Origin of the sequence: Stenotrophomonas sp. AS012628, from assembly GCF_010608305.1 — a bacterium.
GTDB classification, from domain to species: Bacteria; Pseudomonadota; Gammaproteobacteria; order Xanthomonadales; family Xanthomonadaceae; genus Stenotrophomonas; species Stenotrophomonas geniculata.
In genome coordinates, this window is sequence record NZ_VMBJ01000049.1 from 24,888 (window position 1) to 39,004 (window position 14,117).

11 protein-coding genes are annotated in these 14,117 nt (G+C 66.9%); 7 read left to right on the plus strand and 4 right to left on the minus strand.

Annotation, left to right across the window (positions count from 1 at the left end):
• Positions 1 to 8 precede the first annotated feature (8 nt).
• Positions 9 to 1,619 carry a carboxyl transferase domain-containing protein gene (locus tag G5A07_RS18040; protein WP_053442370.1) on the minus strand — a complete coding sequence of 537 codons (1,611 nt, stop codon included), beginning with the start codon at positions 1,617 to 1,619 and terminating at the stop codon, positions 9 to 11.
• A gap of 10 nt (positions 1,620 to 1,629) precedes the next feature.
• Positions 1,630 to 2,793, minus strand: a complete 1,164-nt coding sequence (locus G5A07_RS18045; protein ID WP_191863737.1) for an isovaleryl-CoA dehydrogenase — start codon at positions 2,791 to 2,793, stop codon at positions 1,630 to 1,632.
• A 161-nt stretch (positions 2,794 to 2,954) separates the two neighbouring features.
• Here G5A07_RS18045 and G5A07_RS18050 point away from each other — a divergent pair, with 161 nt between their 5' ends.
• The 3 genes from G5A07_RS18050 to G5A07_RS18060 all read left to right on the plus strand — a co-directional run bounded on the left by G5A07_RS18050 (position 2,955) and on the right by G5A07_RS18060 (position 6,048).
• Positions 2,955 to 3,572, plus strand: coding sequence for a TetR/AcrR family transcriptional regulator (locus G5A07_RS18050; RefSeq protein WP_010487054.1), 618 nt, complete (start codon positions 2,955 to 2,957; stop codon positions 3,570 to 3,572).
• A gap of 219 nt (positions 3,573 to 3,791) precedes the next feature.
• Positions 3,792 to 4,310 (plus strand): c-type cytochrome, encoded by a 519-nt coding sequence (locus G5A07_RS18055; RefSeq protein WP_043400625.1) that lies wholly within the window; start codon positions 3,792 to 3,794, stop codon positions 4,308 to 4,310.
• Between the two features lie 292 nt (positions 4,311 to 4,602).
• Positions 4,603 to 6,048, plus strand: a complete 1,446-nt coding sequence (locus tag G5A07_RS18060) for an ExeM/NucH family extracellular endonuclease (RefSeq protein ID WP_191863738.1) — start codon at positions 4,603 to 4,605, stop codon at positions 6,046 to 6,048.
• Between the two features lie 301 nt (positions 6,049 to 6,349).
• On the opposite strand, the gene G5A07_RS18065 is transcribed toward G5A07_RS18060, so the two are convergent.
• Positions 6,350 to 7,207: an EamA family transporter gene (locus G5A07_RS18065; RefSeq protein ID WP_191863739.1), complete on the minus strand. Its 858-nt coding sequence runs from the start codon at positions 7,205 to 7,207 to the stop codon at positions 6,350 to 6,352.
• Between the two features lie 43 nt (positions 7,208 to 7,250).
• Between G5A07_RS18065 and G5A07_RS18070 the strand changes: the two genes are divergently transcribed.
• Both G5A07_RS18070 and zapE read left to right on the plus strand, forming a co-directional pair.
• Positions 7,251 to 7,922 carry a CocE/NonD family hydrolase gene (locus G5A07_RS18070; RefSeq protein ID WP_049454316.1) on the plus strand — a complete coding sequence of 224 codons (672 nt, stop codon included), beginning with the start codon at positions 7,251 to 7,253 and terminating at the stop codon, positions 7,920 to 7,922.
• Complete coding sequence (gene zapE, locus G5A07_RS18075; RefSeq protein WP_029380119.1) at positions 7,919 to 9,019, plus strand: cell division protein ZapE; 1,101 nt, start codon at positions 7,919 to 7,921, stop codon at positions 9,017 to 9,019. The genes G5A07_RS18070 and zapE overlap by 4 nt, the downstream gene beginning before the upstream one ends.
• A 102-nt stretch (positions 9,020 to 9,121) precedes the next feature.
• Here the strand turns inward: zapE and G5A07_RS18080 are convergent, their stop codons facing one another.
• The gene (locus G5A07_RS18080; protein WP_191863740.1) at positions 9,122 to 9,958 is read right to left on the minus strand and encodes a DUF2884 family protein; all 837 of its coding nucleotides are present in this window, start codon (positions 9,956 to 9,958) and stop codon (positions 9,122 to 9,124) included.
• A 530-nt stretch (positions 9,959 to 10,488) separates the two neighbouring features.
• Between G5A07_RS18080 and G5A07_RS18085 the strand changes: the two genes are divergently transcribed.
• Together G5A07_RS18085 and G5A07_RS18090 are read left to right on the plus strand one after the other, a co-directional pair.
• Positions 10,489 to 12,891, plus strand: a complete 2,403-nt coding sequence (locus tag G5A07_RS18085) for a ribonucleoside-diphosphate reductase subunit alpha (RefSeq protein ID WP_049409985.1) — start codon at positions 10,489 to 10,491, stop codon at positions 12,889 to 12,891.
• Positions 12,892 to 13,036: 145 nt separating this feature from the next.
• A complete protein-coding gene (locus tag G5A07_RS18090) occupies positions 13,037 to 14,056 on the plus strand; it encodes a ribonucleotide-diphosphate reductase subunit beta (RefSeq protein ID WP_005407669.1) in 1,020 nt (339 codons plus the stop codon).
• Positions 14,057 to 14,117 lie beyond the last annotated feature (61 nt).

Here is a 14,117-nt window from a genome sequence, read left to right on the forward strand (position 1 = left end):
GGCACGGGTTACATGCGGAACACGCCGAAGCGCGTCTGCTGCGGGGCGGCGTTGAGGCTGGCCGACAGCGCCAGGGCCAGTACGCGGCGGGTGTCGGCCGGATCGATCACGCCGTCGTCCCACAGGCGCGCGCTGGCGTAGTACGGGTGGCCCTGCTGCTCGAACTGCTCGCGGATCGGTGCCTTGAACGCATCTTCCTCCGCTGCCGGCCACTGGCCGCCCTTGGCTTCGATGCCATCGCGCTTGACCGTGGCCAGCACGCTGGCGGCCTGTTCGCCGCCCATCACGCCGATGCGTGCGTTGGGCCACATCCACAGGAAGTTGGGCGAATAGGCGCGGCCGCACATGCCGTAGTTGCCGGCACCGAACGAGCCGCCGATGACCACGGTGAACTTGGGAACCTTGGCGCAGGCCACTGCCATCACCAGCTTGGCGCCGTCCTTGGCGATGCCGCCCTGTTCGTACTTGCGGCCGACCATGAAGCCGGTGATGTTCTGCAGGAACACCAGCGGGATGTTGCGCTGGGTGCACAGCTCGATGAAGTGCGCGCCTTTCAGTGCCGACTCGGAGAACAGGATGCCGTTGTTGGCGATGATGCCGATCGGGTAGCCGTTCAGATGCGCGAAGCCGGTAACCAGTGTTGCGCCATAGCGCGGCTTGAACTCGTCAAAGCGCGAGCCATCGACCAGGCGTGCGATCACTTCGCGCACGTCGTAGGGCTTGCGCGTATCGGCGGGAATCACCCCATACAGTTCATGCGCCGGCAGCAGCGGTTCCTCGGGCGCCTGCACCGCCATCGCCGGCTCCGGCTTGCGCCAGTTCAGCTGGGCGATGATCGCGCGCACCCGTGCCAGCGCCTGCAGATCGTTGTCGGCCATGTGGTCGGCCACGCCGGAGATGCGCGTGTGTACGTCGGCACCGCCCAGTTCCTCGGCCGTCACCACTTCACCGGTGGCGGCCTTCACCAGCGGCGGGCCGCCGAGGAAGATCGTGCCCTGCTCGCGCACGATCACCGTCTCGTCGCTCATCGCCGGCACGTAGGCGCCACCGGCGGTGCAGCTGCCCATCACGCAGGCGATCTGCGGAATGCCCTGCGCCGACAGGTTGGCCTGGTTGTAGAAGATGCGGCCGAAATGATCGCGGTCGGGGAAGACTTCGTCCTGCAGCGGCAGGAAGGCCCCGCCGGAATCGACCAGGTAGATGCACGGCAGGTGGTTCTGCTCGGCGATCTCCTGCGCGCGCAGGTGCTTCTTCACCGTCATCGGGTAGTAGGTGCCGCCCTTGACCGTGGCATCGTTGGCCACGATCACGCATTCCACGCCGCTCACGCGGCCGATGCCGGCCACCACGCCCGCAGCGGGCACGGCATCGTCATACATGCCGTGCGCGGCCAGCGGCGCGATTTCCAGGAAGGCGCTGCCGGGGTCGAGCAGGGCGTCGATACGGTCGCGCACCAGCAGCTTGCCGCGCGCGGTGTGCTTGGCGCGTGCCGCCTCGCTTCCGCCCAGTGCAGTGCGGGCAAGCGTGGCGTGCAGGTCGCCGACCACGGCCTGCATCGCCGCGCGGTTGCTTTCAAACGTTTCGCTGCCCGGTTGCAGCTGGCTGTTCAGGACGGTCATCGCGGTGGCCTTACAGGGTGCGCTGGAACAGTTCGCGGCCGATCAGCATGCGGCGGATCTCCGAAGTGCCGGCGCCGATTTCATACAGCTTGGCGTCGCGCCACAAGCGGCCGGTCGGGTATTCGTTGATGTAGCCGTTGCCGCCGAGGATCTGGATCGCCTGGCCGGTCAGCCAGGTGGCCTTCTCGGCGGCGTACAGGATGGCACCGGCGGCGTCCTGGCGGGTGGTGCGGCCCTGGTCGCAGGCGCGTGCCACGGCATAGACATACGCACGGCAGGCGCCCAGGCCCACGTACATGTCGGCAATCTTGCCCTGGATCAGCTGGAAGCTGCCGATCGCCTCACCGAACTGGTGGCGCTCGTGCACGTAGGGCATCACCACGTCCATCGCCGCGGCCATCAGGCCCAGCGGGCCGCCGGACAGCACCACGCGCTCGTAGTCCAGGCCGGACATCAGCACGCGCACGCCGCCACCGATCTGGCCCAGCACGTTTTCTTCCGGTACTTCGCAGTCCTGGAACACCAGCTCGCAGGTGGGCGAGGAACGCATGCCCAGCTTGTCCAGCTTCTGCGCGGTGGAAAAGCCCTTCATGCCCTTCTCGACCAGGAACGCGGTGATGCCCTTGGCACCGGCCTCCATGTCGGTCTTGGCATAGACCACCAGCACGTCGGCATCCGGGCCGTTGGTGATCCACATCTTGTTGCCGTTGAGCACGTAGCGGTCACCACGCTTGTCGGCGCGTAGTTTCATCGACACCACGTCCGAACCGGCACCCGGCTCGCTCATCGCCAGCGCGCCGACCAGGCTGCCGTTGCACAGCCCCGGCAGGAAGCGCTGTTTCTGTTCTTCGTTGCCGTTCTTGCGCAGCTGGTTCACGCACAGGTTGGAGTGCGCGCCGTAGGACAGGCCGATGCCGCCGGAAGCACGCGAGATCTCTTCCATCGCCACCACGTGGGCCAGGTAGCCCATGCCGGTGCCGCCGTATTCTTCTTCCACGGTGAGGCCGAGCAGGCCCTGTTCGCCCAGCTTCGGCCACAGGGCCAGCGGGAACTGATTGGTGGCATCGGCCTCGGCGGCCAGCGGTGCGACCTCGGCGGCGGCAAAATGGGCCACGCTCTGGCGCAGCAGGTCGATGTCTTCGCCAAGGTCGAAGTTCAGGGATGGCACGTGCATTGTGGTGGCTCCACGGCGGGATGGCAGGAAATGGACGCACCCGGCGGGGGAGCGGGCGGCGGTCTGCAGGACCGCCGCCCGCACGGGCGATTGGACCCCAGCGTAGCGGGGTTCGGGTAAGAAGTGAATACAAATTCAAAAATTGAAAATAGAATCAAAACATGGCCTACAAACGCTCTGCACTGATGGAAGAACGCCTGGCCGGGGCCCGTGAACGGATCCTGCTGGCCACCCGCGAGCTGGTCGCCACCGGTGGCTGGCGCAATGCTCCGGTAACCGCCGTGGCGACCCAGGCGGGGGTGTCCACCGGCCTGATCTACCGGCACTTCCCGTCCAAGGCCGAGTTGTTCGTGGAGGTGCTCAACGCCGCCGTGGCCCACGAGGTTGCGATCATGGAGCGCATCGCCAGCGGCCCGGAGGTGGCCAGCGAGCGCCTGCGGCTGGCGATCACCGCCTTCGTCCGCCGCGCCCTGGCCGGGCCGGGGCTGGCGCACGCCTTCATCGTTGAACCGGTCGACCCGGAGGTGGAAGCCGAGCGCATGCGCGGTCGCCGCGCCTTCGGTGACGTGTTCCTGCGGCTGGTGGAGGAGGGCGTGGCGGCCGGTGAGCTGCCGGCGCAGGACGCGCATGTGGCCGCCGCCTGCCTGGTCGGCGCCTTCACCGAAGCCATGGTCGGTCCGACCGCGCCCAGCCGCGAAGCACACCGCGACGAAGACGCACTGGTGGATGCGATCTGCAGCTTCTGCCTGCGCGCGATCGGCGCCCCCGCAAAACGGTAGCGCCGGGCCATGCCCGGCGGCTGTTGCCATCCTCGACCGTTGTTGCCGCGCTTCGCGCTCGCCGGGCACGGCCCGGCGCTACCCGCATGCGGCCACGGCCGCATGTTGCGCCGCACCAGCAGTGACGCCTGTTGTCGCACGCAAAGCGCGTTCTATACTCGGTCCATCACGCAGTCGCTCAGCCGTGGTCCAACGACTATCAGCCAGGGGTAACGAAGAGTGCGGAATTACGATCTGGAGTTCCTGAAACGCTTCTCCATGGTGATCGCGCTGCTGGCGACCATCACCCTCGGCCTCATCCTCCTTGCCGCCTACATCCACACCCGGATTCCGCCCGAGGTGTCGCCGGCCGCGGCCAAGCGCACCGAACAGCGCATCTCGCCCACCGGCGCGGTCTATGCCGGCAGCACCGGCGCCGCCGCGCAGGCCGCCGCCAAGGCCGCCGCGCTGGCCAAGGCCGCGTCGCAGGTGGCCTACGGCGGCACCAAGGACGGCAAGGTCATCTTCGACAACCTGTGCACCGCCTGCCACACCACCGGTGTGGGCATGGCGCCGACGCTGGACCATTCGCACTGGGACAAGCGCATCGCACAGGGCAAGGACACCCTCTACAAGCACGCCATCGAGGGCTACACCGGGCCGGACGGCGGCATCATGCCGCCCAAGGGCGGCAACCCGGCGCTGACCGAGGAACAGATCCACGCCACCGTGGACTGGATGCTGGGCAACCTGAAGTAGACGGCGAACGGCGAAAACGTCGAAACATGGAACGGCCGAACGGGATGGCGGAACCGCGGAACGGGGGTAGAGTCGACTGTCAGTCGACTGCTCTTCCCAACGCCACCAAAAATGCCCGCGCTGCGCGCGATAGTCGACTGACAGTCGACGCTACCCGCCGGTCGCCCAATCGCCCCGGTCGTTCTCCGTCCGCCGCCGGCGGCTTTGCCGGCCAAGGCCAAAACCGCGCGCGTCGCTGGGGTTTCGCATTTCAGGGTTAGTCTGTGCGCCTCTTCCATGGAGTCGCCCGTCGATGCGCCGCCGTTCCCTCGCCCTTGCCCTGTCCCTGCTGCTGCCGGCCGGCGCCTTTGCCCAGGCCCAGCCGCAGGCCGCACCGGTCGCGTCGCCCTCCACTGCGCGCAGCAGCGCCACCGTGGTGCTGACCGCCGCGCCGGCCGACTGGCGTGTGCTGGATGGCCAGCGCGTGCGCATCGCCGCACCGCTGACCCTGGCCGGTACCGACGGCCTGGAGCGCTTCGGCCAGCTCACCGTGGCCTTCGATGGCCGCCTCTGGCAGCCCACCGAAGTGGCCGCGCCGGGTACTGCCGGCTACGAGCAGGTGATGGCCGACAACCAGCGCCGCCGCCTGGTGCTGGACGACGGCAGCGATGCCCGCGACCCGGCCAGCGTGGCCTACCTGCCGGCCAACCCGGTGCTGCGTACCGGCATGCAGCTGCGCAATGTGGAAGGTGTCGTGCACATGGACGCGCAGGGGCGGCCGCGCCTGCAGGTCGAAGGTGTGCTGAAACTGCCGGAGCTGAAGCGTCCGGCGGTGCCGACCGTGCCGGGCGGCCTGCACGTGGCGGCCTTCAACCTGGAGAACTTCTTCAACGGTGATGGCCAGGGCGGTGGCTTCCCGACCCTGCGCGGCGCGCGCACGCTGGACGAGCACAAGGCGCAGGTGGCCAAGCTGGTCACCACGGTCAACGCGCTGGGCGCCGATGTCGCCGCGCTGATGGAGCTGGAGAACGACGGCTACGGTCCGCAGTCGGCCATCGCCGAACTGGTCGATGCGCTCAACCGGGACCGCGGCGCGCAGGGCGACTGGCGCTTCGTCGACGCGGGCAACGGCCCCGGCGACAACCCGATCCGGGTCGGCATCATCTACCGCAGCGCGCGCCTGCAGCCGGTCGGCAAGCCGGCCACGCTGACCGGTGGTCCATTCGTCGAGCACAGTCGCGTGCCGCTGGCGCAGGCCTTCCAGGGCAAGCAGGGCGCACCGTTCGTGGTGGTGGCCAACCACTTCAAGTCGAAGGGCTGCCGCGACGCCGCCGGTGCCGACGCCGACCGCAACGACAACCAGGGCTGCTGGAACGCCACCCGCGTGACCTCCGCGCAGCAGCTGCATGCCTGGCTGCAGACCGACCCGACCGGTACCGGTGCCAAGGACGCGGTGCTGCTCGGCGATTTCAATGCCTACGCGATGGAAGACCCGATCCGCACCCTGCATGACCTGGGCTGGCTGGACGCGTTCAAGGTGGCCAAGGTCGAGCATCCCTACAGCTACGTCTACAACGGCTATACCGGCCGCCTCGACCATGCATTGCTGAGCCCGGGCATGGCCAAGCGCCTGCGCGGCGCCGCCGAATGGCACAGCAACGCCGACGAGCAGGACGCCAGCGGCTACCAGGGCCGCAACGTGCAGGGCCCGTGGCGCAGCTCCGACCACGACCCGCTGCTGCTGGGCTTCGACAGATAAGGTTCGCCGGGGATCTGCTCTGGGAGGGACCTTGATCGGCACGGATGCTGCCGTTGCTTTTGATCTACCAGTCCGCCTTCAAGCGAGCCGAGCATCGCAGGTGAATCAGGGGCGAAGAGGCGCCGATGTCTGAGCGCAGCGAGTTCGGCGCCGTCCCCTGGTTCACCGAGAAGCGCAGGGAACCGGTGCACAGCACCGGCTCGCGGCTGGCGGCGCGTTTCTTTTGGTTACTTTTCTTTTCGCGCGAAAAGAAAAGTGACATCCCACCGCGGGCGCGGAAATGGCCCGCCGCAACCAACGCTCACCCCCAGGCGATCAACCCGATCGCCAGCACCGCCAGCGCAAGACCCGCGCGGTTCCACTTCGTGGTTGCCTCGCCGAACGCGAACACGCCCACCAGTGCACCCAGCACCACCACGCCGATGTTCATGCCGGCGAACACGGTGGCTGGGCTCTCCGGCATCGACTGATGCGCGTGCACATAGAAAAGAATGTTGCCGCCATTGAGCAGGCCCAGCAGTGCACCCGCGCCGAGGTTGCGCCAGGCCAGCCGGCTGCGGCCACTGACATGCCGCCACAGCTGCAGCGCCAGCATCAGTACGAAGGCCACGCTGAAGCTGGCCAGCACCGCCGCCATCGACGGCGTGCCCGACAGCGCCACCTGCTTGAGCAGCACGTCGACCACCGCGAACCCGGCCCAGACGCCCAGCAGCCAGCCCCAGCCACCGGGTGAGGACGACACCGCCGGTCCGCGCGGGCGCAGGCTGATCGCCACCATGGCGACCAGGCCCAGCGCCAGGCCGACCAACTTCCACGGCGTGGCGGTCTGGCCGAAGAACAGGAACGCGGCGGCCAATGACAGCAGCAGCGACAGCCGCTGCGCCACGTCGCTGCGGACGATGCCGGCCACCGCCACCGCGCGGCCCAGCACCAGGAAGATCGACGGCAGCACCACCGCCAGCGCCAGCAATGACAGCCACGGCGCATGCGGCGCGCGCAGTGCATCCAACGGCGGCTGCAGCACCGCGGCGGTGAGCGTTGCAGCGACCAGATAGTTCCAGGTGACCATCTGCGCGACATCCAGCTGGCGGCGGTTGGCCAGCTTCAACACCACCGAAACCAGCACGCTGCAGATCACGGCCAAGGACAGGTAGAGCATGGGGCGGGCACAGGGCGGGGGCAGGGGACGGTATCATGGTGCCATGCACAAGCCTTCGTTCCCCGTCGCCCCTGGCGAAACCGCCTGCCTCGAACTGGACGGCCCGGCCGGCCCGCTGGAAGTGGTCGTCGACCTGCCCAAGGCCGACGCGCCGGTGCAGCCGATCGTGGCCATCGTCTGCCATCCGCTGTCCACCGAGGGCGGCACCCTGCACAACAAGGTGGTCACCATGACCGCCACCACCCTGCGCGAGCTGGGCATCGCCACGGTGCGCTTCAACTTCCGCAGTGTTGGCGCGTCGGCCGGTGAGTTCGACCACGGCGTGGGCGAGCAGGATGACCTGAAGGCCGTCGCCGCCTGGGTGCGCAGCCAGCGTCCGGACGACCGCCTGTGGCTGGCCGGTTTCAGCTTCGGCTCGTTCGTGTCGCTGAAGGCCGCTGCCGCGCTGCAGCCGGAAGCGCTGATCTCGATCGCGCCGCCGGCCGGTCGCTGGGATTTCGATGGCATCGCACCGCCGGCGCGCTGGCTGGTGATCCAGGGCGAGCAGGACGAGATCGTCGACCCGCAGGCCGTCTACCAGTGGCTGGACACGCTGGACTTCCCGCATGAGCTGGTGCGCATGCCCGAGACCAGCCACTTCTTCCACCGCAAGCTGATCGACCTGCGCGGCGCGCTGACCCACGGCGTGAAACATTGGCTGGGCGCAGCGGCATGAGTGCAACCGAGTTGACCCCGTCGCAGCGGTACGCGGAAGGGGTCGCCCGTGGCGACTGGCAGAACGACCCGGCCCAGCATGCGGCGCTGGCCGAGCTGGACCGCATCCACCTGGGCCTGCTGGACAGTGCCGAGGACGGCTGGCTGGACCGCCTGTCCTCGTTCTGGAAAAAGCCCGAGCCGGTGAAGGGCCTGTATTTCTGGGGTGGCGTCGGCCGCGGCAAGACCTTCCTGGTCGACCTGTTCTACGACGGCCTGCCGATCAAGCAGAAGTACCGCACCCACTTCCATCGCTTCATGCGCAGCGTCCACGAGCGCCTGCGCGAGCACCAGGGCCAGAGCGACCCGCTGGCGAAGATCGCCCAGGAATGGCGCAGCAACCTGCGCGTGCTGGTGCTCGACGAGTTCTTCGTCACCGACATCGGCGATGCGATGCTGCTGGCGCGGTTGCTGGAGCGCCTGTTCGCCGAGGGCGTGACCCTGGTCACCACCTCCAACACGGCGGTGGAGAACCTGTACCTCAATGGCCTGCAGCGCGAGAGCTTCCTGCCGGCCATCGGCCTGTTGCAGCGCTTCTGCGTCGAGTTGTACGCCGAAGGCACCGAGGATTACCGCATGCGCGCGCTGACCCGCTCGCCGGTGTACCGCGCACCGCTGGCGGCCGACAGCGATGAGTGGCTGGCCACGCGCTGGAACGAGCTGAGTGGCGGCCAGCCGGCCAAGGCCGGCAACATCGAGATCGAGGGTCGCAAGATTCCGGTCCGTGGCCGCGGCAAGAGTATCGCCTGGTTCGATTTCGCCGCGCTGTGCGAGGGCCCGCGGGGGCCCTCGGACTACATCGAGATCGCGCACGAGTTCAACACGGTGCTGCTGGGCGGCATTCCGGCATTCGATCGCCTGAACGAAGATGCCGCGCGCCGCTTCGTCAACCTGATCGACGAGCTGTACGACCGCCACGTCAACCTGGTGTGTACCGCCAGCACCTCGCCGATCGAGCTGTACACCGGCCAGCGCCTGCAGGGCGCGTTCGAGCGCACTGCTTCGCGCCTGATCGAAATGCAGAGCGCCGAATACCTGGGCACCCCGCACCGGGCGTGAGGGTAGTGCCGTTTGTAGAGCCGAGCCCACGCTCGGCTGCCTTTGCATGATGTGCCGAAAAGCAGCCGAGCGTGGGCTCGGCTCTACGACAGCACAGCGCGGCTATCGGGTGGGCGCAACCGCGCTCCCCAACGGCCGCTCATCCGGCCCGGCCGACACATGCAGCCCCGTACCGCTGCCGTGCTCCGCCCGTACGCTCTCGCCGCGCTCCAGCAGCCGCAGTGGCTGTCCCTGGTAGCGCACTTCCAGCGCATCGTGGGCCTCTGCCAGTGAACGCACCAGCGGGCAAAGGGCCATTGCCTTGGCTTCCAGCTGCTGGCTGCGCGCTTCCATGCGGCGGTCGACTTCGGCATCGAGGCGATCGGCGCGGCGCTCCATGGCCCCGGCGCGGCCGGTGAACACCTGCCACAGCACGCTGCGGGTCATCGACCCGGCCATCGTCTCGGCCATCTGCTCGATGTGCGCGTCGAAGCCGTCGCCGAAGGCTTCCTGTTCCCAGTAGCCGCGGCCCAGGCTGGCGTCGATCCAGTCCTGCATCTCGCCGCGCATCGCCCGCATCTGGCGGTTGCGGGACTTGCCGGTGATGGCCTCGAAGGCAGCGTCCAGCGCATCGAAGGTGACCCCGGAGACTTCGTGGGCCAGTGCGGTGGCCGCCGGCATCAACTGGCGGCCACCGGCCTCCATCTGCCGCAGGCGGGCGGCGTCGGCGGCGCTGACCGTGACCATCCTGCCGTCCAGGCTCAGCTCGCCGTCGTGGAACACCACTTCATGCGGCGCCTGCGGGCCATGCCGCAGCCAGATGCCGCCGCTGTCCACCAGCACGTCATAGTCGGTATGGATGCCGCACTGGTCCGAACGCAGGTCCAGCCCCTCGGCGGCCAGCGCCGGGGCGATGAACAGGGCGGGCAGCAGGGCCAGCGCGGGCAACCGCAGGTGCATCGGAGCATCCTTTTCCGGGAGCGAGCGGCCAGCATCCGCCGTCAGCGCGCGGGCGTCACCGGCCGGAAGTCACCCGTCCACCGGATTCCCACCGGCTGCCCACCATCTATCCACAGGGTTGTCCCTAGCCAGTTTCATCACTGTCATGTGAAGCTGTCATTGTTCCGTTTTCGCGGTGCGTTGTACCACCGCAATGACGCCTTTCGGGCTTGACTGCGCAGCCCGTTCCGGCAGGTCTGAAGCGTCTGATCCGGGCGCCGATGGCACGATCCTTGCGGCGCAAGGGATTGCCGAATTTCACTACATTTGGCGTTGACGGACCCCACTACCCCCACTATCTTGTGGCCGTCGGTCGCAGCAACCCCAATTCCAGGGGATGCCCGGGGTACCCATCCGCGATCGCCAACGGCAGTGGCAGGCGCAGGGTCTCATCCCCTGCGACGCCGTCCTGCCATCCTGGGCTGTCATGTCCCGGGCTGCGTCACCCGATGCATCGAGCACCCACCAATCACGCCAAGAGGACACACGCCGTGACCACCGAATCCAGCGCCACCATCGAGAAGGAAAGCGAATTCCTGTTGACGTCGCCGCCGACGGCCAACGCGATGAGTGTGACCAAGCGCAATGGCACGACCGAACTGGTGGACCTGAACAAGATCGTGCGCGCGGTGCAGCGTTCCTCCGAAGGCCTGCACGCCGTCGATCCGATGCGCGTGGCCACCCGCACCATTTCCGGCCTGTACAACGGCGCCACCACCCGCGAGCTGGACGAACTGTCCATCCGCACCGCCGCCCTGCTGATCGGTGAAGAGCCCGAGTACGGTCGCCTCGCTGCGCGCCTGCTGGCCAACTACATCGCCAAGGAAGTCTCCGGCCAGGAAATCTACGCATTCTCGCAGTCGGTCAGCCGTGGCCATGAAGTCGGCCTGATCAACGACCGCCTGCTGAACTTCGTGCAGACCAACGCACGCAAGCTCAACGATGCCATCGACATCTCGCTGGACCTGAACTTCGATTACTTCGGCCTGCGCACCCTGTACGACCGTTACCTGCTGCGCCACCCGCACACCCGCAAGGTGATCGAGACCCCGCAGCAGTTCTTCCTGCGCATCGCCAGCGCGCTGAGCGAGGACGTGTCCGAGACCCTGGCGCTGTACAAGCGCATGGGCAACCTTGACTACCTGCCGTCCAGCCCGACCCTGTTCAACTCCGGCACCACCCACGAGCAGCTGTCCTCGTGCTTCCTGCTGGACTCGCCGCAGGACTCGCTGGAGTCGATCTATTCCAAGTACGGCGACATCGCCCAGCTTTCCAAGTTCTCCGGCGGCATCGGCGTCAGCTACACCCGTGTGCGTTCGCGTGGTTCGCTGATCAAGTCGACCAACGGCCACTCCAACGGCATCGTGCCGTGGCTGAAGACCATGGATTCGTCCGTGGCCGCAGTGAACCAGGGCGGCAAGCGCAAGGGCGCGGCCTGCGTGTACCTGGAAACCTGGCACGCCGACATCGAGGACTTCCTCGAGCTGCGTGACAACACCGGTGACGAAGCCCGTCGTGCGCACAACCTGAACCTGGCCAACTGGGTGCCGGACCTGTTCATGAAGCGCGTCGAGGCCGACCAGGAATGGTCGCTGTTCGATCCGCGCGTCGTGCCGGAGTTCACCGACCTGTTCGGCGAAGCCTTCGAGCAGGCCTACCTGCAGGCCGAAGCCCAGGGCAAGGCCAACCGCACCATCTCCGCGCGCAAGCTGTACGCCCGCATGATGCGTACGCTGGCCGAGACCGGCAACGGCTGGATGACCTTCAAGGACAAGTGCAACCGCGCCAGCAACCAGACCCTGCGTCCGGGCAACGTGATCCACCTGTCCAACCTGTGCACCGAAATCCTGGAAGTCACCTCCAACGATGAAACCGCGGTGTGCAACCTGGGTTCGATCAACCTGGGCAACCACTTCGACGAGCACAACGAGTTCGACTTCGAGAAGCTGGCCGAGACCGTGCGCCTGGCCGTGCGCCAGCTCGACCGCGTCATCGACCTGAACTTCTACCCGATCGAAACCGCCCGCCGCGCCAACCTGCGCTGGCGTCCGGTCGGCCTGGGCTGCATGGGCCTGCAGGACGTGTTCTTCCGCAAGCGCCTGCCGTTCGACAGCGCCGAAGCCCGCGCCCTGTCGAAGAAGATTGCCGAAGCGATCTACTTCCACGCGCTGGAAACCTCCTGCGAGCTGGCCCAGGAACGCGGCAAGCACCCGTCGTTCAACGACACCCGTGCCGCCAGCGGCGAACTGCAGTTCGACGCCTGGAACGTGGTGCCGGAAGACACCGCACGCTGGGATGCCCTGCGTGAGCGCATCAAGGAACACGGCCTGCGCAACTCGCTGATGATCGCGATCGCCCCGACCGCGACCATCGCCTCGATCGCCGGCTGCTACGAGTGCGTCGAGCCGCAGGTGTCCAACCTGTTCAAGCGCGAGACCCTGTCCGGTGACTTCCTGCAGGTCAACCGCTACCTGGTGAACGAGCTGAAGAAGCTGGGCCTGTGGACCGCCGACATGCGCGATGCCATCAAGCTGGCCGAAGGTTCCATCGCCGGCGTGGCGCAGATTCCGGAAACGCTGCGCGAGGTCTACCGCACCGCGTGGGAACTGCCGATGCGCTCGCTGATCGACATGGCCGCCGAGCGTGGCGCCTTCATCGACCAGTCGGCCTCGCTCAACCTGTTCATGGAAAGCCCGAACATCGGCGCGATGTCCTCCATGTACATGTACGCCTGGAAGCAGGGCATCAAGACCACCTACTACCTGCGTTCGCGCCCGGCCACCAAGATCGCCAAGACCACGGTGAGCAGCGCGGCCCCGGCCAAGGTGTTCAGCCCGGACGAAGCCATCGCCTGCTCGCTGGAAAACCCGGAAGCCTGCGAGGCCTGCCAGTAACACCGCGCGGTGGGTGCCGACCGTTGGTCGGCACTCGAACACCTCGCACCTGTAGAGCCGAGCCATGCTCGGCTGCAGCACGCAAACACCAAGGTAGCGCCGGGCCACGCCCGGCGTTTTGACCCGAGAATTCAAGGAAACACCCATGGCCGACAAGCCCAAGCAGATGCTGCTCGATCCCGGTTTTGAACTGACCCTGCGCCCGATGCGCTACCCGCAGTTCTATGACATGTACAGGAACGCGATCAAGAACACCTGGACGGTGGAAGAGATCAACTTCCAGATCGACATCACCGACCTGCACAGCAAGATGTCGCCGGGTGAGCGCCACCTGATCCACCGGCTGGTTGCGTTCTTCGCCACCGGCGACTCGATCGTGTCCAACAACCTGGTGCTGAACCTGTACCAGCACCTCAATGCGCCGGAAGCGCGCATGTACCTGTCGCGCCAGCTGTATGAAGAAGCGCTGCACGTGCAGTTCTACCTGACCCTGCTCGACAACTACCTGCCGGATCCTGAAGAGCGCGCCAAGGCGTTCTCGGCGGTGGAGAACATCGACTCGATCAAGAAGAAGGCCGACTTCTGCTTCAAGTGGATCGACTCGATCCAGAGCCTGACCCGCATCGAGACCCGCGAACAGCGCCGCCAGTTTCTGCTCAACCAGATCTGCTTCGCCGCTTGCATCGAAGGCCTGTTCTTCTTCGCTGCCTTCGCCTACGTGTACTACTTCCGTTCGCGTGGCCTGCTGCCGGGCCTGGCCTCGGGCACCAACTGGGTGTTCCGCGACGAGAGCGCGCACATGGAGTTCGCGTTCGAGTCGGTGCGTGTGGTGCGTGAGGAAGAACCGGACCTGTTCGACGAAGAGATGAAGCAGCAGGTCTACGACATGCTGGCCGAGGCGATCGAGTGCGAAGTGCAGTTCGCCGAGGACGTGCTGTCCGGCGGCGTGGCCGGCATTTCCACCCGCGACATGCGCCAGTACCTGCAGCACTGCGCCGACCAGCATTTCGCCAAGCTGGGCATGGAAAAGAAGTACAACGTGCGCAACCCGCTGCCGTTCATGGAACTGCAGGACGTGCAGGAACTGACCAACTTCTTCGAACGCCGCGTCTCGGCTTACCAGGTCGGCGTGCAGGGCGAAGTGGCCTTCGACATGAACTTCTGATCGAACCGGTCAAGCCTGTCGCAACAAAAAACCCCGGCGATCGCCGGGGTTTTTTGTTGCG